The 24587-nt window shown below is 68.0% G+C and carries 16 protein-coding genes; 3 read left to right on the forward strand and 13 right to left on the reverse strand.

The features are described 5' to 3' along the window. Positions 1 to 9 precede the first annotated feature (9 nt). On the reverse strand, positions 10 to 2580 hold the full coding sequence (locus tag LNV28_RS21670) for a YbcC family protein (RefSeq protein WP_263520220.1): 2571 nt from the start codon (positions 2578 to 2580) through the stop codon (positions 10 to 12). A 30-nt stretch (positions 2581 to 2610) separates the two neighbouring features. After that, positions 2611 to 4191 carry an NADH-quinone oxidoreductase subunit L gene (locus LNV28_RS21675; RefSeq protein ID WP_263520222.1) on the reverse strand — a complete coding sequence of 527 codons (1581 nt, stop codon included), beginning with the start codon at positions 4189 to 4191 and terminating at the stop codon, positions 2611 to 2613. 98 nt (positions 4192 to 4289) lie between these two features. Here LNV28_RS21675 and LNV28_RS21680 point away from each other — a divergent pair, with 98 nt between their 5' ends. Continuing rightward, on the forward strand, positions 4290 to 5192 hold the full coding sequence (locus LNV28_RS21680; RefSeq protein WP_263520223.1) for a LysR substrate-binding domain-containing protein: 903 nt from the start codon (positions 4290 to 4292) through the stop codon (positions 5190 to 5192). A 14-nt stretch (positions 5193 to 5206) separates the two neighbouring features. Here the strand turns inward: LNV28_RS21680 and LNV28_RS21685 are convergent, their stop codons facing one another. The 4 genes from LNV28_RS21685 to rsgA all read right to left on the reverse strand — a co-directional run bounded on the left by LNV28_RS21685 (position 5207) and on the right by rsgA (position 11650). Beyond that, on the reverse strand, positions 5207 to 7474 hold the full coding sequence (locus tag LNV28_RS21685) for a diguanylate cyclase (RefSeq protein ID WP_263520224.1): 2268 nt from the start codon (positions 7472 to 7474) through the stop codon (positions 5207 to 5209). Between the two features lie 65 nt (positions 7475 to 7539). After that, entirely contained in the window at positions 7540 to 9852 is a 2313-nt protein-coding gene (locus LNV28_RS21690) for a TonB-dependent receptor plug domain-containing protein (protein ID WP_263520225.1), read from the reverse strand. A 250-nt stretch (positions 9853 to 10102) separates the two neighbouring features. After that, a complete protein-coding gene (locus LNV28_RS21695; protein WP_263520226.1) occupies positions 10103 to 10456 on the reverse strand; it encodes a nuclear transport factor 2 family protein in 354 nt (117 codons plus the stop codon). A 69-nt stretch (positions 10457 to 10525) separates the two neighbouring features. Next, positions 10526 to 11650, reverse strand: a complete 1125-nt coding sequence (gene rsgA, locus LNV28_RS21700) for a ribosome small subunit-dependent GTPase A (RefSeq protein ID WP_263520227.1) — start codon at positions 11648 to 11650, stop codon at positions 10526 to 10528. 805 nt (positions 11651 to 12455) lie between these two features. Here rsgA and LNV28_RS21705 point away from each other — a divergent pair. Then, positions 12456 to 13388 carry a helix-turn-helix transcriptional regulator gene (locus LNV28_RS21705; protein WP_263520228.1) on the forward strand — a complete coding sequence of 311 codons (933 nt, stop codon included), beginning with the start codon at positions 12456 to 12458 and terminating at the stop codon, positions 13386 to 13388. Positions 13389 to 13669: 281 nt separating this feature from the next. Here LNV28_RS21705 and LNV28_RS21710 read toward each other — a convergent pair whose 3' ends face one another. From LNV28_RS21710 to LNV28_RS21740, 7 genes are all read right to left on the reverse strand, one after another. Continuing rightward, positions 13670 to 15529, reverse strand: a complete 1860-nt coding sequence (locus tag LNV28_RS21710) for a VanW family protein (protein ID WP_263520229.1) — start codon at positions 15527 to 15529, stop codon at positions 13670 to 13672. Next, positions 15526 to 16701 carry a BMP family ABC transporter substrate-binding protein gene (locus LNV28_RS21715; RefSeq protein ID WP_263520230.1) on the reverse strand — a complete coding sequence of 392 codons (1176 nt, stop codon included), beginning with the start codon at positions 16699 to 16701 and terminating at the stop codon, positions 15526 to 15528. Before LNV28_RS21715 ends, LNV28_RS21710 begins: the two co-directional genes overlap by 4 nt. 49 nt (positions 16702 to 16750) lie before the next feature. Next, complete coding sequence (locus tag LNV28_RS21720; protein ID WP_263520231.1) at positions 16751 to 17671, reverse strand: ABC transporter permease; 921 nt, start codon at positions 17669 to 17671, stop codon at positions 16751 to 16753. A 7-nt stretch (positions 17672 to 17678) separates the two neighbouring features. Continuing rightward, a complete protein-coding gene (locus LNV28_RS21725; RefSeq protein WP_263520232.1) occupies positions 17679 to 18758 on the reverse strand; it encodes an ABC transporter permease in 1080 nt (359 codons plus the stop codon). After that, positions 18745 to 20280, reverse strand: coding sequence for an ABC transporter ATP-binding protein (locus LNV28_RS21730; RefSeq protein ID WP_263520233.1), 1536 nt, complete (start codon positions 20278 to 20280; stop codon positions 18745 to 18747). Before LNV28_RS21730 ends, LNV28_RS21725 begins: the two co-directional genes overlap by 14 nt. Positions 20281 to 20327: 47 nt before the next feature. Next, complete coding sequence (gene guaD / locus LNV28_RS21735) at positions 20328 to 21659, reverse strand: guanine deaminase (RefSeq protein ID WP_263520234.1); 1332 nt, start codon at positions 21657 to 21659, stop codon at positions 20328 to 20330. 252 nt (positions 21660 to 21911) lie between these two features. Then, a complete protein-coding gene (locus LNV28_RS21740) occupies positions 21912 to 22904 on the reverse strand; it encodes a LysR family transcriptional regulator (RefSeq protein WP_263520235.1) in 993 nt (330 codons plus the stop codon). Positions 22905 to 23035: 131 nt separating this feature from the next. Between LNV28_RS21740 and xdhA the strand changes: the two genes are divergently transcribed. Further along, positions 23036 to 24577 (forward strand): xanthine dehydrogenase small subunit, encoded by a 1542-nt coding sequence (xdhA, locus tag LNV28_RS21745; protein ID WP_263520236.1) that lies wholly within the window; start codon positions 23036 to 23038, stop codon positions 24575 to 24577. Positions 24578 to 24587: the final 10 nt, after the last annotated feature.

A 24587-nucleotide genomic window follows, 5' to 3' on the forward strand; every position in this document is an offset into this window, starting at 1 on the left:
CACGCCGGTTCAGACACTGTCCATCTGAACCGGCAACCAATCCCCTTGTTCATAACGAACAAACTGCTGAGCATCATCAAAGCGCCAGAGGTGCAGCCAGCGGTGATCCAGCAGCTGCTGGACCACCTCATGCTTGGCGATCACGGCATCGATGGCGGCCTGCGGCGCGTCAATGACCACCGTCAGGCGCAGGGGCTCATGCAGCCAGCGCTGCCCGTCGTGCAGCGACTGACGTGACAGACCGATGCGCAGATCACCGCCATTGCCCTCGAACACGCCGATGGTGCCGCCCACCACGTTGTGCAGCAGCTTGTTGCCGCTGCCCAGGCGCTGCGGATCGCAGGTGGAGGCGTGGTACTGCCAGTTGATCCAATGCGTCACCAACATGGGCGCCGTCATCAGCAACTCCAGAACGCTGCCGTCCGTATCCTGTTCGGCGTCGTAGTCATGCAAGAAGCAGCGGCCGGCCAGGTCCACGCCCAGGCTGCGCTGGCGGGGCGCGATCAGGAAGGCCGCATTGCCGGCCAGGCCCCATTCCGGCCGGGTTTGCGCGCCGTCGTTGGCACGCCGGCGCAGCTGGTCCAACAGTCCCTCGTGCGAGCCGCGCGGGTCCAGCTGCAGCGCGGGCGCCCGCTGCCGTCGCACCTGGTCACCGGCTTGCGCGAACACCGGCTGCAAACGCTGCCAGCGCGCACGCGCGTCCGGCGGCAAGAGGTCCAGATCGAAGCCTTCGATCTCGTCCGTGCTGGTGTTGTGCAGGGCGGCCACAAACACGGTGCTGTCGGGAATTGCCAGGCCCTGGGCTTGCAGGCCGGCGCGCACGGCGGGCTCATTGAGCAGCTGCGCCAGGCTGCGGGCATTGACCTCGCCGGTCTGGCCGCAACAGGCGCCGCAATCCAGCGCCGCCGCATGAGCATTGTTGGCCGACTGGCTGCCATGGCCGACCAGCAGTACCAAAGGCGCTAGATCGCGCTCCAGCCCCATGGCGTGCAGCACGCGGCCGGCCAGCGCGACCTTGGCACTGAGATCAAGGCCGACGACGCGCGGCCGGCAGATCGGCCGGTAGCGGGCCGGCAGGCCGTCCAGATCGTCTCGTGCCCGGGCCTGCAGGCCGGGGCGCAACCATTGCCCCAGCTTGCCCAGATAGCCGAAACCCGCCGCCTCCACAAAGGAAAAGGCGGCGCCCGGCCAGCGGCTGGCCGCTTGCCACTGGTCGGACCAGGCGAAGCGTGCCTGGCGGGCGCGCGCGGCGTCGCGCGCCAGAGCGGCCTCTGTGTCCGTGTCGACAACGGCGGCCGGCTGCAGGCAGTCGCGCACCTCCATGGCGGGCGCCAGCAGGCCCGGCAGCTGCGGCCGGCGCGCCTCGGTGGCCAGCGGCGTGTAGGCCACCGGCAGACCGAAGAAGCCGGCAAAGCCCAGGGTCTGGACGCCGGGCCAGGCGGCCTCCAGCGCGCGTCGCATCAGCTCGCTGCGCACGTCAATGCAAAAGGCGGCCTGCACCTCGGGTGTCGATGCATCCGCAGCGGCACCGGGCGCGGCCAGCAGGCGCTGCACCAGGCCACGCTGGTAGCCCGCTTCCAGCGCCAGCTGCCAGACCTCGTCGACCACCAGTGCTTGCTCGGCCGCTTGCAGCAGCGCGGGTGCATCCTGCCAGGCCTTCTGCAGCGCCACAAAAGCTCCTGCCGCGGCGCCGTCTTCCTTGCATTCGAGCAAGAGCGCGCCCCAGGCCAGGCGGATGGCCAGCAGGTCACGCAAAGCGCTTTCCGCACCTTCAGGCCGGCCGTCCAGCCGGGCCTGCCAGCGCTCGTAGGCACACCAGGATGCCCAGCCGTTGACGGTCAGCAGCACCGACTCCAGATAGTCCGCCCACACCGCCTGCGGCAGGCCCAGGCGCTGCAGCACCCAACGTTCGGCATCCTGCCGGGTGGCGGGCAGCGCGTCGATGGCACGACCCAGATGGGGCAGACCCATCAGCAGGCCGATGCCATGGTCGTGCTGCAAGGTGTCGAGCCAGAAGGCGTACAAGCCTTGAGATCGCTCGGGCTGCCAGTCCGCCTGGTGCTCGTCAAAGTAGGCCGCGCAGGTCTGGCTGACCTGATGCGTGATGGCCTGGCGCCAGGACAGGCGGCTGTGACGCTTGGGATCGTTGTCGAGCACGTCGATCAGCAGCGGCAGCTGATCCAGAGGCTGGCCCGCGCGCAAGGCGTCCAGGCAGGTCTCGGCGCTCAGGCCGGCCGCCGCGGCGCCGGGCAGCTGTTTCAGGGCATGGGCCAGATCGGCGGGGCGGATCCGGCCCTCATCCCAGGCTTGCTGCTGCAGCGCCCGCGGCGGGAACACCTGGATGCCGCCCAGCACCGCCATGCGTGCCGCCACCTGGCGCAGCGGCATGCCGATGCGGGACCAATGGGGGTTCACCGCGATTGCCCGATCCAAGGGCCAGGCGGGCGCAATGGCCTGGCAGGCCTGCTGGCAGGCGGCTTCGACCTGGGCATAAAAACCAGTCTCCGGGCGCCATGCGGCGCTGGCCGGGCGGCGTTCCGCTGCGTCCGGGCGAGCGGGGGCATTCAAGGTTGCGGTCATGGTGGGTCCTCGTGTTCAGTTCAATTCAGCTCAAGCACCGAGGCGAGCCGGTTCCGGGCGCAGTGGGAAGACCGCGGGTTTGGCGTGCTCCGGCGCCCAGGCGGAAGGCCAGAGCTGCAGCGCCAGCCGGGTGTAGGCCTCGTCCACATAAAAACCGGCATAGCTCCAACGGCGCCAGCTGCGCAGCGCCTGCGGACGCAGCTGCAGCAGGGCCAGGCCCAGGTAGAGCGTCAACATGCCGGCCAGCGCGATCCAGCCGAGCGTGTCATGCGGCCGGTCCGTGATGCCCAGCGGCAGGGCATGCGCCAGCAGGGCGACGCCGCTCAGCCCGGCCACCATCAACACCCCGGACAGCGCCTGCTGAGCCAGAGCGCGAAACCCGGCCTGCAGAGACGGCAGCCACAGCAGCGGCGCCCAGGCCAGGCCCAGCACCGCACTCCACCAGATGGGCCAGGCCGCACCGCCGCTCAGGGCCTGGGCCAGCGCCTGGGTCAGCAACACCACGCCCAGGGCCAGGGCCGGCGCCAGCAGCAGGCTCGGGGCCGAGGGCGAGCGCAGGCCGTGCAAGGCCTGCAAGCGGGTCTGCCGCAACACCGAGGAGGCCGACAGAAAAGCATGGGCTTTGTAGAGCGAATGACCGACCAGATGCAGCGCCGCCAGGGTGTAGAGGCCCAAGCCGCATTCCAGCAGCATGAAACCCATCTGAGCCACGGTGGACCAGGCCAAGCGAACCTTGATGCTGATACGGGTCAGCATCACCATGCCCGCCAGCACCGCAGTGCCCAGCCCGAAGACCAGCAGCAAGACACGGGCCGTCGCCGCCTGCTCCAACAAAGGCGCAAAGCGGATCAGCACAAAGCCGCCCAGATTGACCACGCCGGCGTGCAGCAGCGCCGACACCGGGGTGGGCGCCTCCATCACCTGGATCAACCAGCCATGCACTGGCAGCAAGGCCGTGCGCAGAATGACGGCCAGCACCAGGCTGACGGCACTGATCTGCAAGGCGCCGGACATGCCCTCGCCCTCGAGATGCGCCCACAGGGCCGACAGCGAGCCGCTGCCCACCTCGGTCCAGGCCAGGGCAGCAGCGACGATCAGCAAGGCGTCGGCCAGGCGATCGGCGATGCGCTTTTTGTGTGCAGCCAGGCGCGCAAAGGGGCGCTCTGGGTAAAAGCACAGCAAAGGCTGCAAGGCCATGCCCACCAGGGCCCAGGCCGCGATCAGCACCAGCCAATGGTCAGCCAGCAGCAGCAGATGCACGCCCGCCAGCACGGCAGCGAGGGCCGCCACATAGCGCCGCTGGCCGGCCTCGCCTTCCAGATAGCGCGCAGAGAAACCGGCAATCACGGTACCCAGCAACTGCACCAGCAAAGCCAGACCCAGGGCCAAAGGCGAAGCCTGCACCCAGGGCAGCAAGGCCAAGGGCAAGACCTGAGGCCCCAGCGCCAGGGCCAAGCCACTGCCGAACAGGGCCGTGACCGACAGCCCATGAAAGACACGCCAAAGCCCGGCATCCGGCAGGCCAGAAAGACGGGGCAGCAGCGCCGCCAGCAACATCAACAGCAGCGGCGCCAAGGCGCCGGCGGCGAACACAAGCAGGGACAGGGTCATCGCGACACTCGTTTCCAAAGAATGGCGCGAATGATGCTTGCCGGCTTCCGTTCTGTAAATTACATTGATAGTAACCAAACGATATTCAAAACAGAACAATGAAGCTGGAGCAACTCAATTTCCACCACCTGTTCTACTTCTGGCGCGTCGCCAAGCTCGGGCATCTGACGCAAGCGGCGCAAGAGCTGCACACCTCGCAATCGGCGGTCTCGGCCCAGATCCGGCAATTGGAAGAGCGCCTGGGCGAAGCCCTGTTCGCCCGCGAAGGCCGCCGCCTGCAGCTGACCGACACTGGGCAGTTGGTGCTGGCCTATGCCGAGAACATCTTTGGCCTCAGCCAGGAGATGCTGGGGCGCCTGCAAGGGCGCACGGCGGGCATCACCCGGCTGCGGGTTGGCAGCGTGGCCACCCTGTCGCGCAACTACCAGGAAAACTGGATCCGCCCTCTGCTGGCCGACCCCTCGGTGGTGCTGACCCTGGAGTCAGGTGTGCTGGAAGGCCTGCTCACGCGCTTGATGCAGCATCAGCTCGATGTGGTGCTGGCCAATGAAACCGTGCCATCCGATCCGGACCGCCCCCTGCATTGCCGCTTCCTGGGCAGCCAGTCCATCTCCCTGGTCGGCCCCGCCTCGCGCTGGGCTTCGCAAAGCCTGCGCGTGCCCGAGGATCTGGACGGTCAGGACATCGCCCTGCCCGGCCCGCGCCACGCCCTGCGCGCGCAGTTCGACGCCCTGTGCGCCTCAGCCGGTGTCAGCCCGCGCCTGCGTGCCGAGGTCGACGACATGGCCATGCTGCGCCTGATCGCCCGCGACAGCGGCTGGCTGACGGTCCTGCCAGAAGTGGTGGTTCAAGACGAGCTGCGCACCGGCCTGCTGGTGACCGTGGGGCAATCCACGACGCTGCAAGAGCGCTTCTACGCCATCACCACACCGCACCGGCACCGGATTGAGTTGCTGGAGCAATTGCTAGTGCGCGCGCCGGCAGGACAGGCAGGTTCCTAGCAGGAATCGGCCGCTCACGAGGCCATGTCGCCGGCCGGACCACCCGGCACCGCGTGGTCACTGCGGCGCTTTTTCATGCCAGCCTTGACCTCGTACATGCGCGTGTCCGCCTGCGCGATGCAGGCCTGGAGCGACTGCTCGGCGGAATCACGCATGGCATGGCCCAAGGCGGCACTGGGGCTGACCCAGAAGCCAGGCGCCAGCTCGCGGCGGTTCAGTTGGCAGCGCGTCTTCAAGGCCTCCAGCTCGGCCAGCAGGGCCGCTTCACCGCGGCCCGGCAGCAAGAACAAGAACTCGTCACCACCGATGCGGTAGGCATCCGCCTCGGGCCATTGCGCGCGCACGGATTCCGCGAACAGCTGGATCAGCGCGTCGCCGGCGGCATGACCATGGGCATCATTGACATGCTTGAGGTTGTTCATGTCCGCCACCACCACGGCCTGCGGGAAGTCCGTCGCCTGGGCCGGCTCGCCATGGTCGGACCGGTGGCTGAAGTAGTTGCGGTTGTGGAAACCGGTCAGGCTGTCGGTGTACAGCAGGTGCTCGCGCTCGCGCAGAAACTGGGTTTTGGCGCGCTGCTCGATCAGCTTGCGCACCGTGCGCACGGTCAGCAAAAGTATCAGCAGCAGCACCGCGCCCAGCATGGCCAGCAACATCAGCAGGCGGCTGTTGGCCTCGTTGCGCAGCGAGGGCACCGATTGAATGCCCAGGTACTTCATCTCCTCGAACTGGATCAGAGGGATCACCTTGTCCATGATGCCCGCCAGCTCGGGCTGGCGGCGGCTGACACCGAAGTAGATGAAGGAATCCTTGGACGTGATGCCGCGCTTGACCACATCGCCATAACCCAGGCCATTGATATAGAACTCAACCACGGTCGGGTTCTCGATCAGATAGGCCGCCTTGCCGTCGCGCACCAGCTGCAGCGATTCGATGATGTTGGCGGTCTTGACGATCTGCAGGCTCTTGAGGTTCTTGCGCAGGTGTTCCTCATGCCAGAAGCCATCGATCACGGCGACGCGCAGGCCGTCCAGGCCGTAAACATCCTGCACCGGCGGGCTGCTTTTGAGGCCGACGATGATGTCGCGCTCGGTGCTGATGGCGCGCGGGAAGATGAAGTCGGCCAGTCGATCGTCGGTCTTGGCCATGTTCAGCACGTCAACCTGGCCGTGGCGCGCCTGCTCCATCAGCTGCGCGAACGGCGCGCTCACCACCTTGAAACGGATGCCGATGATCTCGCCGATGCGCTGCAAGGTGGCGCCGGCAATGCCTTTGTACTGGCCTTTGTCGAAATGATCGAAGGGCAGGTAGTCCTCGGCCACGCCCACCACGGCCTCGCCGCGCTCGTCCAGCCACTGCAGCTCGGCGGGGCTGAGGCGCAACACCTTGCGGTTGTAGCTGCGCGCCGCATCCTGGGCCAGGGCCCGGATTTGCTCCGGGCGCTGGGCGATGTAACGGTCGATGATCTGGCTCAGCAGCACCCGCTCCTTGGCCACGGCGAAGGTCATGTCCGAGGTGATGGACTTGAGCTCGGCCACCAAATTCAAACTGGGGAACTGGTGCAGGAACTCGTACTCGACGCCGCCGCCCGAGGTCACAAAGCCGTCGACCCGGCCCTCGCTGAGCGCGCGCAAGCCGGCGGCCTGGTCGTCGAAGCTGGCGACCTGGAACTTGATATTGGGGAACTCCTTGGGCAGCTGCTCAATGACAAAGTCGGCGGCCAGAAAGCCGACCGTTTTGCCGTCGAGATCACCCAAGGTCTGCACGCTCGAGTCCTTGCGGGCGAACACGACATAGGGGTAGCGCTGCGCCGCCTGGGTGAAGCGCATGATTTTTTCGCGCTCGGGCGTGGGGTTGGCGCCGTAGAGCACATCGATCTCGCCGCGCAGAAAGCGGCTGTAGGCATCGTCCCAACCCTTCACATCGGCCGGCACCAGGCGCAGACCCAGCTGGCTCTGCATGTCCTTGAGCAAGGCCGGCAGCAGGCCCATGCGCTGGCCGCGGAACTCGAAGCTGTCCATGCCCGCGAAGGGATCGAAACCGACGGTGAGCGTGCGGTAGCGGTGCTGGTCGATCCAGGTCCGCTCGTCCTCGCTGAGCTGCAGGGCGGCACTGGCGGCCGGCAGGGCACGCGCGGCGCCGCTGGCAGGCGTCTGGTTTTGGGCGCTCGCGGCCGGCGCCCAAAGCAGAGCGGCCAGCAGGAGCAAGGACCGCATGGGCCACAAAAGCAACGCAGCCAGGGCCTGGCGCCCGGCCCGAAGGAACATCACGCGATCGAACAAGGACGCCACCCTCCTGCTGAAGCAAGCGACCCCATGCTAGCCCAGAACCGCAACAGCGGCCGGGCTCAGACTTTCATTTCTAAACGAAGTTGCCACACCGTATAGCTGCGCCCTCCGCCCTCGTTGATGACCTGCAGGCGCTCGGTGGTGGTGGTGCTGCCGGTGGTGTAGTCCAGCGGCGCCAGATTGCTGGCCGACAGGCGCAGCTGGGTATCGCGGTCGAAGTTCCAGAGCGCGAAGGCATCCAGCACCAGCTTGCGGCTGCTGCGGGCTTCGGTCAGCAGGGTTTGCTGCACGACGGTGGCCGGCGTCCAATTCAGGCCGGCGCCCAGGCTCAGCGGCAGGCTGCGCAGGCGGTAGTCAGCACCCAGATTGGCGGTGGCGCGCGGCTGCGGGTCGATGCGGTTGTTAGGGCCAGGAATACCGTCCACGCGCGAGCGGAACAGGCTCAGATTGCTGCGCAAATTGATGGGCAGGGCGTCGTCCACGAACTCGTCGAGGCGGAATTTGGCCTCCAGCTCCAGGCCCAGGGTCAGAGCATTGCCGATGTTCTGCGGCCGGCTCACCCAGCGCGGCACATTGGCCCAGGAGACGGTCTCCAGCCGGGTGACATTGCGCATCAGGTCACTGATGCGGCGCGCGAAGAAGCTGGCGCTGAGGATGCCGCCCTTGCTGAGGTAGTTCTCGTAGGCGATGTCGATGCCGGTGGCGAGCTCAGGGCGCAGCAAGGGGTTGCCCGAGCGGTCGGCATGGTTGACCTCGTTGGGGCCGCAGGCCTGGCCGCTGGCGCAGGGGTAGAAGGAATTGATGCTGGGCCGGGCGATCAAGTCCTGCAGATTGGGGCTGCGGTAGCTGCGCGTCAGGCTGGCGCGGATCTGGTCGCGGCTCTTCTCGTCGAACTTCCAGACCCCGTGCAGCAGCGGCGTCCAGACGCTGGCGCGGTGGCTGACCGCGTAACTGGCCGCCGAGCTGCGCGTGGCAATCGTCTCGCCGCGCAGGCCGGCATAGAAGGACCATTGCTTGCCCACGCTCCACTCGTCCTGGGCATAGAGGGCCAGGCGCTGGGTCGAGGCCGCCAGATCGTCACCGAAATCGAGCAGACCCGGGCAAGCCACGCCGTCCTGCAGGCAGCGGCGCTCCTGCTCGCGGCGCGTGCCTTCGCCCTCCAGGCCGCCGACCAGGCTGTGCTCGTTCTCCAGCTGGCGCGAGTACTTACCGTTCAGGCTCCAGTTGCGGTCACGGCTGTCGGTGTTGTCTTGCTGGATACGGCTGGGCGCCGGTTTGCCGGTCTTGAACTCTTCGCGCAGGCTGCTGGAATCGCCGCGCCCGGCGCCGGCACCGGCGCGCAGTTCCAGGCGACTCTCCTCGTCGATGCGGTGGCTCCACTGGGTGTTGAAGCGCAGCATTTCCATGCTGTTGCGCGAGGCGGTCTGGCTGCGGTCAAAGGTGTTGAGCGCCGGGTCGACCTGACCCTCGCGCTGCAGCTGGGCCTGGTTCTGGCCTTGGCTGCGCATGGCCATCAAAAAGGGCTGGACACTCAAGGTGTCGCCGCCGTCCAGGCGCCACTGCAGGCGCGCGGTCAGGTGCAGATTGCGGCGCTGGTCCTCGTTCTGGCTGTCGGTGCGCTGCAGGCTCTGCAGCCCGGTCTTGAGATCGCGGCTCAGCGAAGTGGACAGATTGTGGTCGCGGTTCTCGCTCTGCTGGACATTGACGCTGAGGTTGTAGGCGCCGCCTTGCTCATCGAGCTTGTCGTTGCGGCTCCAGCTCAGGCTGGGGCTGATGTGGCCGCGCTCCAGGCTCAGGCCGGCGCGCCAATCGTTCAGGCGCTTTTGCAAGGCCTCGCGCAGCACCACATTGATGGTGCCGGCCACGGCCCGGGCGCCGTACTCGGCCGTGGGCGCGCGCATCACCTCGATGCGCTCGACCTGCTCGGGCGGCAGCTGGTCCAGCGAGAAGCCCGGCGGCATGCGCTCGCCGTTGACCAGGATCTGCGTGTAGCCGCCCCCCATGCCGCGCATGCGAACCTCGCCGCCGCGGCCGGGCCGGCCGCCGGTGGTGACGCCGGGCAGGCGCTTCAGGGTCTCGCCGACGCTGCTGTCGCCGAAGCGGTCAATCTCCTCGCGGGTGATGATGATTTTGGACGCCGTCGAGGCCCGCCGCACTGCCTCGTCGCTGGGGCCGCCGCTGACCTCAACGCGCTGCAGCTGCTCATTCTTGCCCGCCGGCTTCGCGGCCGGCCGGGGCGCGGCGGCCTTGGCTGGCGCACTGGCCGCAGCAGCCGGCGGCTCCACGCTCTGGGCTTGCGCGGGCAGAAACGCCAGGGCCAGACTCATGGTCAGCAGCGAGGGGGCGAAGGCAAAGCAGGGTGCAGTTTTCATGAGCAAGACCGGGTCGCGCTGAGCGCGCAGCAAACAGAGGGGGTAGCAGAGGCGGCGCGAAGCATGGCACAGCCTGACCGTACGGCCGCCCGCGCTGGACGGCCTTTTAACTTCTTTACGGGGGCGCGGGCGGAGTGCGAATGCCGAATGCAGAGTGAACAAGTGAACTGGTGAGCGGCGCTGCGCGCCTGGTGAACCATTCACCCGTTCACCTGTTCACCTGTTCACTCAATCACACCTTCACCCTCACTCACTCATTCCCAAAAAAATATACCTCCGCGATCCGCCCCGCCCGGCAACGGTAGACCACCATCACCTGCTGGGCCTCCGGGCCGCGGCCGTGCACCCATTCATGGTCGACCACGGTCTGGCCCATCAGCAGGCGCTCGCGCACCTCGGCCTGCACCTGTGGCAGGGCAAACGGCCCCGTGCGGTAGCTTTCGCGAAATGCCGCCATGCCCACCGTGCGCGGCGCCTCGGCCGGCATGCGCCAGACCTTGACGTCCTCGCTGTAGCAGGCGCAAAAGGCCTCCAGGTCCTTGGCGTTGTAGGCCTCCAGCTGGGCTTGGGCCAGGTCGGCGGGGCTGCGTTCGATATTGCTCATGGCGTGCGAGATGAAACGGTGAACCGGGCCGCAGTGTCCCATGCGGCTCCGGCTCTGTCCCGGCCTATCTCAGCCGCGCTTGAGCTTGGTCGCCGCCCGGCTGCTGCTGACCATGGCCTTCCACTGTGAAAGCTGCTGGCGACGCTCCAAAGGCCCCTGGTTCTCGCGCTCGGCTTCACGCTGCAGCTTGTGGAAGCTCTTCATGCGCCCGGCGCTGAGCTGATCGCGCACCGCACAGCCGGGTTCACCGCTGTGGCTGCAGTTGCGGAAGCGGCAGCCCTGCGCCAGCTCGCTGACATCATCGAAGGCCGCCCGCACCGTGGCCACATCGGCATCGAGCTGCAAGCCGCGCAAGCCCGGCGTGTCGATGATGCAGGCGCCGGCGACGCAAGGCCGCAGGCTGCGCGTGGTCGTGGTGTGGCGGCCGCGGCTGTCGTCCAGCCGCACCGCCCCGACCGCCTGATGAGCGCCCTCGCACAAGGCATTGCTCAGCGTCGACTTGCCGGCGCCGCTGGAGCCCAGCAGCACCAGAGTCTGGCCGCGGCCCAGCCAGGGCTGCAAGGCCGCCCGGCAGCTGTCCGGCTGGCCGTCGAGCGCCAGCACATCGAGCACGGCCGTGCCCAGCTGCCGCCCCAGATGGGCGCGCACCTGGGCCAGCTTGGCCTCCAGGTCCGAGCAGAGATCCGCCTTGCTCAGCACCAGCAGGGCCGGCAGCTCAGCGGCGCGCGTCAGCACCAGATAGCGGTCCAGGCGCGCAAGCTTGAAGTCGTGGTCCAGGCCCATCACCAGCAAGGCCAGGTCGACGTTGTGCACCAGGGCCTGGCGCCGCCCTTGCGGGTCACGCCGGCTGAGCGCATGAAAAGGCGGCAGGCGGGCCTCGGCCCAGAGTTCGCCCTGCGCGTTCTCGCGCGCCAGCAACCAGTCGCCCACGGCCAGGCTTTCGCCCTGGGCGTGCAAGGCCTGAATCAGGCTCGGCAAAGCCCGCGCGGCGCGCAGCCCTTGCGGCGATTGCAGGCGGCCATGGCCGTCGCGCTGCAGCTCGACCAGGCGCCAGGGCGCCGCGCCGGCCGCCTCCGGCCCCAGCAAACGCAGCGCGGGCAGGTGGTGCTGCAAGGAAAAGCCCAGCGATTGCAAGGCAGGAAGTTCTTGTGATTCGAAGTCGCTGTTGAATTCCAAGATGGATGAAGCGTTCATTCTTTGTGTGCTCGTTGGGCAAGCGGTGCGCTTGCGCCGTCCCTGCCGTGCCACGGCACGAGCGCAGAGCTGCGCTCGTGAAGGCAAGGCCGGCCCGGACGCAAGCGCACCGGTCCGCGCGCGGGCTCTGCAAGCGCAAAGCACAGCGGCGCCAGACCTGTTGAAAGGTGGGCTTGGGTGGCGGGGGGCGTCGGCGACGTGCCAGAACGGCTCTGGCGGCAGGCCTCTACAAGGCCCGGCCTAGGAACACGCGATCACTTCATCACAGCATCCGGGCGGCGCAGCGGCCGGCCCGGGGCAAGAACTGCCTAGATGCGGCTCAGGAGCACAGCCGACGCACGCGAAACGACAAGATCATTTGCAGCCATGGTGTTACTCCTTTTTCTTGTTGATGGGTTGAGCGAGGGGCCAGTGTGCCTGCGGGCGGCGAACACGGTCAAGGCAGGTGTCGCGACGCCGCATCGATCTGTGCGAAGGGCGCAAAGGCTGGGCCCAAAAAGGAGGGCCACAAAAGCAAAGGGCCACGCACCCTGAGGTTGTGGCCCTTCTGACTTCCGGACATCCCTTGCGGAACGACGGTTTCCAACGCGCTGGTGACGGGTTCCAGAACTCTGCCCAATCTGCAGCCGGTTTGTCGCCTTGGATGAACGCTATTGTGCACAGGCTTTGTGACAGAGATTTGACGAAAAGCAAAGTTTCTGCACCCCTGATCTCAGCAGACCGCCCCTCAGCAGCATCCTGTGCTGGTCAACAAGTCGTCACATGCCGCCCCTAAGCTGCGCCTGCTGCCGCCACCGGCCCTTCCATGGATGACATGCACACCTTTTCCGACTGCCCAAGCACCCTCGCCGCCACGCCGCCCCTGATGAGCAGTGGCCAGGCCGCAGCGAGCGAGGACTTCAGCCGCAACGATGAAACAGGCGGTTATCTGAACGGCAAGCATGTCGAGGCCATCGTGCGCGCGGCCGAGACCGCGCTGGAAGTGCGGCGCCGCTACCAGTTCTTTGTCTGGACGCAGAGCAATCTGCAGGCCCTGCTGCCCCACCAGTTGCTGGCCTGTGGCGCCTACCAGCGCCAGCGCCGCGAACTGCAGTTCGAGCTCTTCAACAATGTGGCCGTCAGCGCTGAGCTGCAGAGCAGCTTCAGCGATGGCCGCAGCGCGCTGCTGCAATCCCTGCAGCAGCGCTGGGTCGCCATGCGCTGCAAGCCGCTGCGCGTCAGCCTCGCGCCCTTGCTCGACGAGGCGGCTCTGAGCGCGATCACCCACGAGCTGCTCGGCGCCGGCTACACCAGCTTGCTGGTGCACGGCGTCTCGCGGCCGCAAAGACCGGCCGAGCTGGAAAGCTTCTTCGTACTGGCCCAGGCCGTGGAGGCTGGCAGCCTCGAAGACCAGGCCCGCCAGTCCATGCTGCTGGAGCTGCTGACGCCTTATTTGCACGGCACCTGGCAGCGCGTGCAGACGGTCGAGCGCGAACTGCAAGAGACACCCCAGGCCAGCAAGAGCGCCCGCCAAAGCGGCGCCTGCGGCATCACCGAGCGCGAGCGCGAGATCCTCGGTTGGTTGCGCGAAGGCATGAGCAATCTGCAGATCGGCGTCAAGCTGGGCATCAGCGCCCTGACCGTCAAGAACCATGTGCAGAAGATTCTGCGCAAGCTCAACGCCGCCAACCGCGCCCAGGCCGTGGCCCGGGCCATGTCCATGAATCTGCTAGGGCCTGCTCACACTACAGATGCCTGATGCGTTGCCTCACAAATCGCCGTGCGCTAGGCGCAAAACGAAACCGGGGTCACGCCCCGGCGAGGCTTTGCAACAACGTGCACGGTGATTTGTGTGGCAACCCTTCGGGAGAGGGGCAGAAAGGGCCCCATTCGTCGTTGAACTCCTCGCCCAGGCGGCGAGCCTGGGCTTCGTCGCCCGCCTAGCCTGGGGCCCTTTCTGCCCCTCTCGCACAGGCATCTGTAGTGTGAGCAGGCCCTAGGCCGCTCGCCGAGCGAGGAAACCGGCGCCCGCGAGGACGCCTAAGGCCGAGCCAGGCTTGTCGCCAAGGCCAGCAGCGCTGCACGCAGGCCCGCCGCATCGCCGGCCGCCACCTCGGCCCAGGCCATGCCCGGCGGCAGACCACAGGCCGGGCTGACGATCAACGGCAGCCCCAGACCGTGCGCCCGCAGCAGCAAGCGAGGCGCATGCTCGATGTAAGCCGGCAGGAGCAGTGCGTCCAGCCCATCCAAGGCATCCAAACGGTCCGGGCTGCGATGCTCGACGCTCAAGCCAGCCCAGAGCGCGGGATCGCTGGGCGGGCTGCCCAGCACACGCAGCGGCCAGCCCAGCTCGCGCAGCACCTGAGCCAGCTCCCAAGCGCCCTTGCGACCCAGCGCACTGCCGGCCAGGGCGAGCCGCGGCGGACCGGCGACGCTGGGTCGCACAGGCGCATGCGGCAACTCCTGCTTCCATCGCCAGGGCAGCAATTGCACCGTCAGCCCATGCTTTTCGCGCAGCAGCCGGGCCACCTCGGCATGCGAGGTCCAGAGGGCGGCGGCTCCTTGCAAAGCCCGCAACTCCCGCTCCGCCCGCGCGAGCGGCAGGCGAAAGTCGCGCAAATTCGGATCTTGCGGCCAGCGCTGCGCGGCCTGGTCCAGTCGGGCTTGCAGCTCGGCCATGGGCAGGCAGTTCAGCCAGACCTCGTAGCGCCGCCCGCCTAAGGCGCCGGCTTCGGCCAAGGGCAGCAGCAGGGACTGGTCCAGCAACAGTTCGCGCTGCTCGGGGCGCAGGTGACGGGCATAGCAGCGTGCCAAGACCTCATCGGCCCACTGCATCAAGGCCTGGCGAGGCGGCGCACGGCGCGGCCAGGAGGCTTGCAGCTGCAGGCGCAAGGCCAGCGCGCGGCACAGGCCCAGCGCGAGCAGGCGCAAGCGAAGCGTCCAGGGCCGCACCGTCACTGGCGTCGGATCCGCCGCAGCCCGCCGCGCTGCTCGCTGCCAAGGCCGCCAACGCTGCACCTCGGACCAGCCGGCTTGCCCGTCCAGCCACTGCAGCAATTCGGGGCCAGGCTGGTTCAAGAGGACGAGGCGGCGCGCGGCCTCAGGCGTCGGGCGCGGCCCACGGCCGTGGCGAAAACAGCGCTGCTCGCCGCAGCTGAGGCAGCCTCGCGCAGGCGGCACCTCGGGATGCAGCGGCAGCGTACGCGGCGGCCGGGCGCGCGCGACCGGCGTGCCCGCTGAGCCGACCGGATGTCGCGCACGGATGCGCACCATCAGCTCTTCGGCGCTGAGCTCCAGCTCCAGACGGCAGTCAAACGGTGCACGCACGCGCAGGTCGACATAATTCCAAAACACCGTGGCACCGTCACGGTCCATGCTGGGGCCACCCAAGCCCGGTTCCGCCGCCACGCGCGCGCTGTGGCCATGGCGTTCCAGGAACTCGAAGCCGGCCAGGCGGGCAGCACGAGCCAGGGCATTGGACAGCTGGCACAGGCCACCGGCCACGGTGGGCACGACGCAGCCCTCGCGGATCTCGCGCCCCTGCACAAAGCCGCGCCCGCGCCAGGGCGGCCCGAGCTGGCGCCAGAAGCTCAAAGTCTGACCAGCGGGAAGGTAGAGGCCATCAAAAGCCGGCACGGCGCGGCGCAGGTTCTCGACCTTGCCGGCCAGCAGCATGAACTCCTCGGGTGCGCTGTCCTGCCACAAGGGGGAGCGCACTTCGGCGAGCACAGGCGCCTCGGCCCAACCCTGCTCGGAGACGGGCCGATGGCGGCGCAAGCTGAAGTCAGCTGCATTGCGCAGACCCCGGCGCAGCACATGGGCCCAGACCCGGAACCAGAACCAGGCCGCTTGCCGGCGGCTGGGCGGGCGAAACTCCGCGGCCTGGGCTGCCGTACTCACTTGCCGTTCGGTACCTTGCCTTCCACGCCCTTGAGGTAGAAGTTGATGCCGGACAGGAATTTGTCGTCGGCCACCTCGCCGGCCTTCAGCACTTCCTTGCCGTCTTGGCCGACCAAGGGGCCCTTCCAGATGGCGAGGCTGCCGTCCTTGAGACCGGCCTTGATCTTGTCGATCTCGGCACGGGTTTCGGCGGGCACCTGTTCGGAGATGGAGACCAGGTCGATCGCGCCTTCCTTGACACCCCACCAGGCATGCTTGCCCGGGCCGGCCGCCCAGCTGCCGTCCAGCGCTTCACGCACGGCGGCGATGTAGTACGGCGCCCAGTTGATGACGGCCGAGCCCAGGTGGGCTTTGGGGCCATAGGCGGTCATGTCGGAATCCCAGCCGAAGGCCAGCTTGCCGTTCTTCTCGGCCGTCTGCAGCACGGCGCTGGAGTCGGTGTTCTGCATCAGCACGTCGGCGCCACCGTTGATCAGGGTCTGCGCGGCTTCGGTCTCTTGCGGTGGGTCGAACCACTTGTTGACCCAGACCACCTTGACCTTGATCTTCGGATTGCCGGTCTGCGCGCCCAGGGTGAAGCTGTTGATGTTGCGGATCACCTCGGGGATGGGGATGGAGCCCACCACGCCGATCACGCCGCTCTTGCTCATCTTGCCGGCGATCACGCCGGCCATGTACGCGCCCTCATAGGTGCGCGAGTCGTAGGTGCGCTGGTTGGCGGCCTGCTTGTAGCCGGTGGCATGCTCGAACTTGACGTTCGGGCTGTCGGCCGCGACCTTGAGCATGGACTCGCCATAGCCAAAGGTGGTGCCGAAGATCAGCTGATTGCCCTGGCCCACCATGTCGCGGAAGACTCGCTCGGCATCGGCCGCCTCGGGCACTTTCTCGACGAAGCTGGTCTGCACGCGGTCGCCAAACTCTTTCTCCACCGCCTTGCGGGCGTTGTCATGGGCAAAGGTCCAGCCGCCATCGCCGACCGGGCCGACGTAGGCAAACGCGATCTTCAGCGGCTCGGCCTTGGCGGCGCTGGCCGAGGCAGGGGCCGATGCCGCAGCAGGCGCGGCCGCCTCCTCCTTCTTGCCGCAGCCCACCAGGGCGGCAGTCAGGACCAGGCTCGAACAAGCAGCCAGCTTCAGCGCATGGCGTTTGGGGAGATCAGACGGCGAGGACATGGTGCGCACTCCTTGTGTTGAATCTTTGAGGGGATCAGAGAACGAAAGATCAAGTACCGGGGAAAAACGGCTTGCCCAAGGCAGCCGGCATATTGGCACGAATGAAACCGGGCTTGCTGGAGATCAGCACCAGCACGGCAATCGTGCTGAGGTAGGGCAGCATGCTCAGGAACTGGCTGGCGATCTGCACGCCCTGCCCTTGCAGATGAAACTGCAGCATCGTGACAAAGCCGAAGAGATAGGCGCCGGCCAGCACGCGCGCCGGGCGCCAGGTGGCAAAAGTCGTCAGGGCCAGGGCGATCCAGCCCTTGCCGGCCGTCATGCCCTCCACCCACAGCGGCGTGTAGACCACCGAAAGGAAGGCACCCGCCAGGCCGCACAGCGCCCCGCCGGCCACCACCGCCGCCAGGCGGATACGCCGCACGGGGTAACCGAGCGCATGCGCGGATTCCGGCGACTCGCCCACCGCGCGGAGCACCAGGCCGGCGCGCGAGCGGTAGAGGAACCAGGCCAGACCGATCGTCAAAGCCATGGCCGCATACACCAGCGGATGCTGCTTGAACAAGGCCGGGCCGATGAAGGGGATGTCGGCCAGGACCGGGATCTCGAAACTCGGCCGCGGGCCCAGCTTTTCCTGCGTGTAGCGCAGGCCGACAAAGGCCGAGAAGCCGCTGCCGAACAGGCTCAGCGCCAGGCCGGCCGCGTACTGGTTGGTATTCAGCCATATCACCAGCAGCCCGAACAAGGCCGCCAGCAGGCCGCCCGCGCCCATGCCGGCGGCAAAGGCCAGCACATCGCTGCCGCTGTGCACGGCGGTGGCATAACCGGCGATGGCGGCCACCAGCATCAGGCCTTCGGCCCCGAGGTTGACGATGCCGGCCCGCTCGTTGATGAGCAGGCCCAAGGCCGCCAGGGCCAGCAAGGTGCCGGCGTTCAGCGAGGCGGCGATCAGAAGCGCAATGGCGTCCATGGCAGCCTCAGACGCGAGCCGCACCCGAAGACGGGAGGTGCAGACGGATGCGGTGGTGGATCAAGGTGTCGCAGGCCAGCAGCGAAAACAGCAGCAGACCCTGAAACACCCCGGTGATGGATTTGGGTAGGCCCAGGCGCGACTGCGCCAGCTCACCGCCGATGTAGAACATGCTCATCAAGAGCCCCGAGAACACAATGCCCGCCGGATGCAGGCGGCCGACAAAGGCGACGATGATGGCGGCGAATCCGTAGCCCGCCGGCACATACGGCGTCAGCTGGCCCAGCGGCCCGGCCACTTCCAGCGCACCGGCCAGGCCGGCCATGGCGCCCGAGAGCAGCAAAGCCGTCCAGAGCGCGCGGCTGGACGAAAAGCCGGCATAGCGTGCCGCCGCCGGCGCCATGCCGCCCACCTGCAGGGCAAAGCCGGCATAGGTGCGGAACAGCAGCAGCCAGAAGGCCAGCACCGAGCCGGCCGCGATCAGCACCCCGATGTTCAGGCGCGAGCCCTCCATCAGGCGCGGGATCTTCGTCACGGCCAAAAAGCTGATGCTTTGCGGGAAGTTGTAGCCGCCCGGGTCTTTCCAAGGCCCGTAGACCAGATAGCCGAGCAGCAGATCGGCCACATAGACCAGCATCAGGCTGACCAGAATCTCATTGGCGTGAAAGCGCGCGCGAAGCAGCGCCGTGATGCCGGCCCAGGCCATGCCGCCGGCCACGCCCGCGGCCAGGATGGCCAGCACTATCCACCGGCTGCTGTCCGGGCCGGCCTGCATGGCCACCCAGCCGCCGGCCAGGGCGCCGATGATGAACTGCCCCTCGGCGCCGATGTTCCAGACATTGGAACGGAAGCACACCGCCAGGCCCAGGGCGATCAACACCAGGGGCGTGGCCTTGAGGCCCAGCTCGCTCCAGGCATAGGCCGAGCGGATCGGCTCCCAGAAGAACATCTGCAGGCCGCGCAGCGGGTCCTTGCCCAGCAGCAGAAACAGGCCCACGCCGAGCAGCACCGTCAGGCCCAAGGCCAGCAGCGGCGAGGCCAGGGACATCAGCTTGGAAGGCTGGGGGCGGGATTCAAGCCGGAACATGCGCACCTCCTGCTTCCCGAGAGCCCTCGCGGCCCCACAGCCCGCTCATCCATTCGCCGATTTGCGCCCGGCTGGTCTCGGCCACCGGCACGGCCGGCGACAGCCGTCCCTGGGCCATGACGGCCAGGCGGTCAGAGAGTTCAAACAATTCGTCCAGCTCCTCGCTGATCACAAGAACAGCACAGCCGGCATCGCGCAGGCGCAGCAGCTCGGCGCGGATCTGCGCCGCCGCGCCCACATCGACACCCCAGGTCGGCTGCGCGATCAGCAGCACCTTGGGCGCCGCATCGATCTCACGGCCGACGATGAATTTCTGCAAATTGCCGCCTGAAAGGCTGCGCGCCGCCGCCCCGGCGCCACCGGCGCGCACCTGGTAGCGGGCGATCAAATGCTGGGCCAGGCGCTGCACCTGGGCCTGGCGCAGCCAGCCCCAGCGCGTGACGGCCTCGGTGCGGGTGAGCAAGGTGTTCTGCGCCAGCGAGAGCTCGGGCACGGCGCCACGACCCAGGCGCTCCTCGGGCACGAAATGCAGGCCCATGCGGCGGCGGCGGCGCGGGCTGGCGCGGGCGATGTCGCTGCCGAAGAGTGAAACGCTGCCGCGCGGCGCGCGCGGGTCTTCGCCGCTCAGCGCCGCCAGCAGCTCCTGCTGGCCATTGCCCGAGACGCCCGCCACACCGAGGATCTCGCCGGCATGCAGGCGCAGTCCCACATCGACCAAGGTGCTGCCGAAAGGCTGGGCTTTGGCCAGGCTCAGGCGCTGCACCTCCAGCGCCAGCGCGCCGGCCTTGGCCGCCCGGCTGGGCAGGGCCGGCGGCTCGGCACCAATCATCAGGCGCGAGAGCTCGGCGCTGCTCTGCGTGCGCGGGTCCACCTCGCCGGTCACCCGGCCGGCGCGCAGCACCGTGCAATGGCTGCACAGGGCGCGGATTTCGTCCAGCTTGTGGCTGATGTAGAGGATGGCGCAGCCCTGGGCGGCCAGCTGGCGCAGGGTGGCAAAGAGTTGCTCGACGGCGCGCGGTGTCAGCACCGAGGTCGGCTCATCCAAGATGAGAAGTTGCGGCTCGGTGAGCAGCGCCCGCAGGATCTCCACCCGCTGCCGCTCGCCCACCGAGAGCGAATGCACCGGCCGCGACGGATCCACCTCCAGGCCATAGCTGGCCGAGAGCTGCTGCATGCGGGTGATCACCTCGGCCAGGCTGAAAGCCTTGTCCAGGCCCAGCCAGACGTTCTCGGCTGCCGTCAGCGTGTCGAACAGCGAGAAGTGCTGGTAGACCATGCTGATGCCCAGGGCCCGGGCCTGAGCCGGGCTTTTCAAGCGCACGGGCTGGCCGTTCCAGAGCATCTGGCCGGCGTCGGGCTGGACGGCGCCGTAGATGATCTTCATCAGCGTGGACTTGCCGGCGCCGTTCTCGCCCAGCACCGCATGGATCTGGCCGGGCTGCACCGACAGGCTGATGTCGTCGTTGGCCTTGACGGCCGGGTATTGCTTGCTGATGCCGGTGAGTGCGAGTCGCAAAGTCATGGGGTCGTCAATCCGGCTGGCGCAAGTCAATCAATCAAAAGGGAGGTCTATGAGTCCCGCTGGTGGCGGCACTGGCCGGCCACATAGCAGCTGTGCAGATTGCGCTCGTCGGACAAACTCATCCAGGCGAACACGCGTTCATGCAAAGCTTGAGGCTCATGGCCGGGCGCCACCCGCTCGTCGCGTGCCTGGGCCACCGGGCCACGGGCCCAATCCCAAACACACACATCGGCCAGTGTACCGAGGCCAAAGTGGCCCACTTCCTGCTGCAAACCCAGGGCTTCCGCAGCGCCGCGGGTGGCGGCATGCAAAGCCACCCAGGCGCTCAGGCGCTGGCCTGACAAAGCCTGGATCTTGTAGGCGTCCAGCAGATTGCGCTGCATGGACAAGCTCGTGCCGCCGCCCACATCGCTGGCCATGCTCACCCCCAGGCCGCTGGCCCGCGCCGCCGGCCAGTCAAAGAGGCCGCTGCCCAGGAAGAGATTGCTGGACGGGCTGTGCGCCACCTGCCCGCCGCGCGCGGCCAGCAGCTGCCGGTCGGTCTCGTCCAGCCAGATGCCGTGGGCCAGGATGGCACGCTCATGCAGCAGGCCGACGCGCTCGTAGACATCGAGGTAACTGCGCGCCTCGGGGAAGAGCTCGGCCACCCAGCGCACCTCATCGCGGTTTTCGGCCACATGGGTTTGCATGTACAGCGAAGCATCGGCGCGGCACAGCGCGCCGGCCATGGCCAGCTGGGCCGGGCTGCTGGTGGGGGCGAAGCGCGGGGTCACGGCGTAGGCCAGGCGGCCACGGCCATGCCAGCGCTGGATCAGATCGATGCAATCGCGCTCGGCGCCGGCCACATCGTCCAGCAGCTCGGGCGGCGCATGGCGGTCCATCAGCACCTTGCCCGTGATCAGGCGCATGCCGCGCGCCTCGGCCGCGGCGAACAAGGCCTCGGCCGAGCCCTTGTGCACGGTCGGAAACACCACGGCCGAGGTGCTGCCGTGGGCCAGCAGCGCATCCAGAAAACGCGCCGCGCCGGCCGCCGCCACGGCCGGGTCGGCATAGCGGCGCTCGGCCGGGAAGGTGTAGCGGTTGAGCCAGTCCAGCAGCTCAGCGCCGTAGGAGGCGATCACATCCAGCTGCGGGCAGTGCACATGGGTGTCGATGAAGCCCGGCAGGATCAGGCGGCCGCGGTGGTCCACCTGCTGCCAACTGGCGTCGGGCTCTTGCGCCTGGGTGCCGGCGATACGGCCGGCCTCATCGATCAGCAGCCAGTGCTCGGGCTGGAAGCGCACGGCCGGGCTGTCCAGCTGGCCCCAGTCGGGCTGGGCAGTGAAGTCCAGCAGATCGCCGCGCAGGGCGAGCTTGCGGCCGGGGCCAAGCGTGTTCATCTTTGAATGATCGGGCATGTTTCAGGTTCAGGGCGAATACAAATACAAATTCAATTGCGGGGATAGACCACAGAGCCGCCTGTACGTACCTCGGCGCCCCGCGTCACTGAAAGAACAGGTACGCAGAGCCAACAGCCGAGGGCCGCAGAGTGCGCAGAGGACATTGCTGCAGCCTGGGCTCTCTCCGCGTGCTCCGCGTCTCTTTGCGGCCTCTGCGTCCGTATTCATTGCTTTCACTAACGCCAGATTCCATCAGGCACCCAGCACGGCCTGTGGTCGACTTTTCTCTTGAGCGACCAGCTCCCGCGCCACCTCCCGCACCTGCTCGCGCAGCCAGCGCTGGGCGGCGGCCTGGTGCGACAGCGCATGCCAGAGCTGGTAATAGCTCAGCCGCGGAAACGCCACCGGGCAGCGCAGCACCGCCACCGGCAGGCTGGCCAGGTAGCGGCTGCAGAACTGGCGGCCGGTGGTCAGCACCAGGGAGCTGCGCGCCACCATCAGCGGCAGCTGGCCGAAATGGGCGCTGCGCACGGCGATCTGGCGGCTCAGGCCCTGCTCGGCCAGGTGCTGGTCGATCACGCCCGGCTGGCCGGCCGACAGCGGCATGGGCGCCAGATGCTGGCTGTCCAGATAGCGCTGCACGGTCCAGTCCTTGGGCCGCAGCTTAAGGAGGGGGTGATCGCGCGCCACCAGGCAGACCACCTCGTCGCTGAACAAGCGGCCCAGATGCAGCTCCTCCGGCGGGCGCAGCCAGTTGCCGATGACCAGATCGATCTGGCCGCTGGCCAGGCCGCGGCGGTAATCGAACTCGGCCGACAGCGGCTGCAAGTCCAGGCGCAGGCCCGGCGAGAGCCGCTGCAGGCGCGACACCAGCTCGGGCAGGAACAGCGGGTCCAGGTAGTCGCTGGCGGCGATGCGCAGGTTCAGCTCGGCACTGGCCGGGTCAAAACCGGCGCCGCGGCTGCTGCGCTGGGGCGCGCCGAAGAGCCGGGCCGCGTCCTGCAGCAGGCGCTGGGCCGGCTCCAGCAGCTCCAGCGCCGTGGCCGTGGGCCGCATGCCGGCGCCGCTACGCACCAGCAGCGCATCGCCCGTGAGCGCACGCAGGCGCCGCAGCTGGGCGCTGACGGCCGGCTGCGTGCTGTGCAGGCGCAGGGCTGCCTTCGAGACGCTTTGCTCGCTGATCACGGTATGCAAGACTCGCACGAGTTGAAGCTCGATCTTGTCGAAATCGGCGCGCAAGTTCATGCCGCAATGCATATAGTCATCATGCGCCAGATCGTATATCGAAGCCGGCGGCAGGCGCTACCTTTCGAGATTGCTGTCGTCTGCAGCCACGCGCGCGACCGCCCACTCTTGCATCAGGCCTGAACCACACCATGTCCACCCGCCCCATCCGCTTTTTCCACCGCGGCCAGATCCAGGCCGTGGACGGCCTGGCGCCGACCACCACCGTGCTGGGCTATCTGCGCGAACATGCCCAGCCCCATTGCAGCGGCACCAAGGAAGGTTGTGCCGAGGGGGACTGCGGCGCCTGCACCGTGCTGCTCGGTGAGCTCGATGCATCAGGGCAGCTGCAGCTGCGCAATGTCAACGCCTGCACCCAGTTCCTGCCCACGCTGGACGGCCAGGCCTTGTGGACGGTGGAAGACCTGGGCAGCGCCGAGGCACTGAACCCGGTGCAACAAGCCCTGGTGGACTGCCACGCGTCGCAGTGCGGCTTCTGCACGCCGGGCTTTGCCATGAGCTTGCAGGCCTGCTACGAGCGCCACTGCCAGAGCGGCAGCCGGCCCGACCGCCAGGAGCTGGCCGACGCCCTGGCCGGCAACCTCTGCCGCTGCACCGGCTACCGGCCCCTGCTGGACGCGGGCCAGCGCATGTTCGAGCTACCCCAGCAAACCCTGGACCTGGCGCCCGCCCGCGCCGCCCTGCACAGCCTGCAGCAAGACCCGCCCCTGCACTACGCCGCCGCCCAGCCGGCCATCCCGGGCCGCGTTGACCAGTTCCACGCCCCGCGCAGCCTGGCCGAGCTGGCCGCGCTGCGCGAGGCCAAACCGCAGGCGCGCCTGCTGGCCGGCTCCACCGACATCGGACTCTGGGTCAACAAGCGCTTCCGCGACTTGGGCGACGTGATCTACCTCGGCGCCGTGGCCGAGCTCAAGGCCATCCGGCCCGAGCGCTTCGACGGACAGCCCGGCCTGTGGATTGGCGCGGGCGCCAGCCTCGAGGCCGCCTGGAGCGCCCTGAGCGCCGCCGTGCCACCGCTGCGCGAGCTCTGGCTGCGCTTTGCCTCGCCGCCGGTGCGCCAGGCCGGCACCCTGGGCGGCAATATCGCCAACGGCTCGCCCATTGGCGATGGCGCACCGGCCCTGATCGCCCTGGGCGCGCAAATCGTGCTGCGCCGCGGCAGCCAGCAGCGCCGCCTGGCCCTGGAAGACTTCTACTTGGGCTATATGCAGAACGCGCTGCAGCCCGGTGAGTTTGTCGAGGCCATGCACCTGCCGGTGCCCGGCCCGACCCAGAGCATCCGCGCCTACAAGATCGCCAAGCGCTACGACAGCGACATCTCGGCCGTCTGCGCCGCCCTGAGCCTGCGCCTGGACGAGGCGGGCCGCGTGCAAGAAGCCCGCCTGGCCTTCGGTGGCATGGCCGCCATCGTGCGGCGCAGCGCGCCGGCCGAGCAGGCCTTGCTGGGCCAGAGCTGGAACGACGAAGCCGCCCTGCAAGCGGCCCAGGCCGCCCTGGCGCTGGACTTCCAGCCCTTGAGCGATATGCGCGCCAGCGCCGACTACCGCCTGCAGGTGGCGCAAAACCTCATACGCCGCTTCTGGCTGGAAACCCGGCCCGATGCGCCCCTGCCCGCCGCCAGCCTCAGCGTCTGGCAGGCCGTGCGTTTCAGCGATGCGGAGCAGGCGCGATGAGCACAGCACC

It is taken from the genome of Paucibacter sp. DJ2R-2, assembly GCF_025717675.1.
Lineage (GTDB): Bacteria > Pseudomonadota > Gammaproteobacteria > Burkholderiales > Burkholderiaceae_C > Paucibacter_A.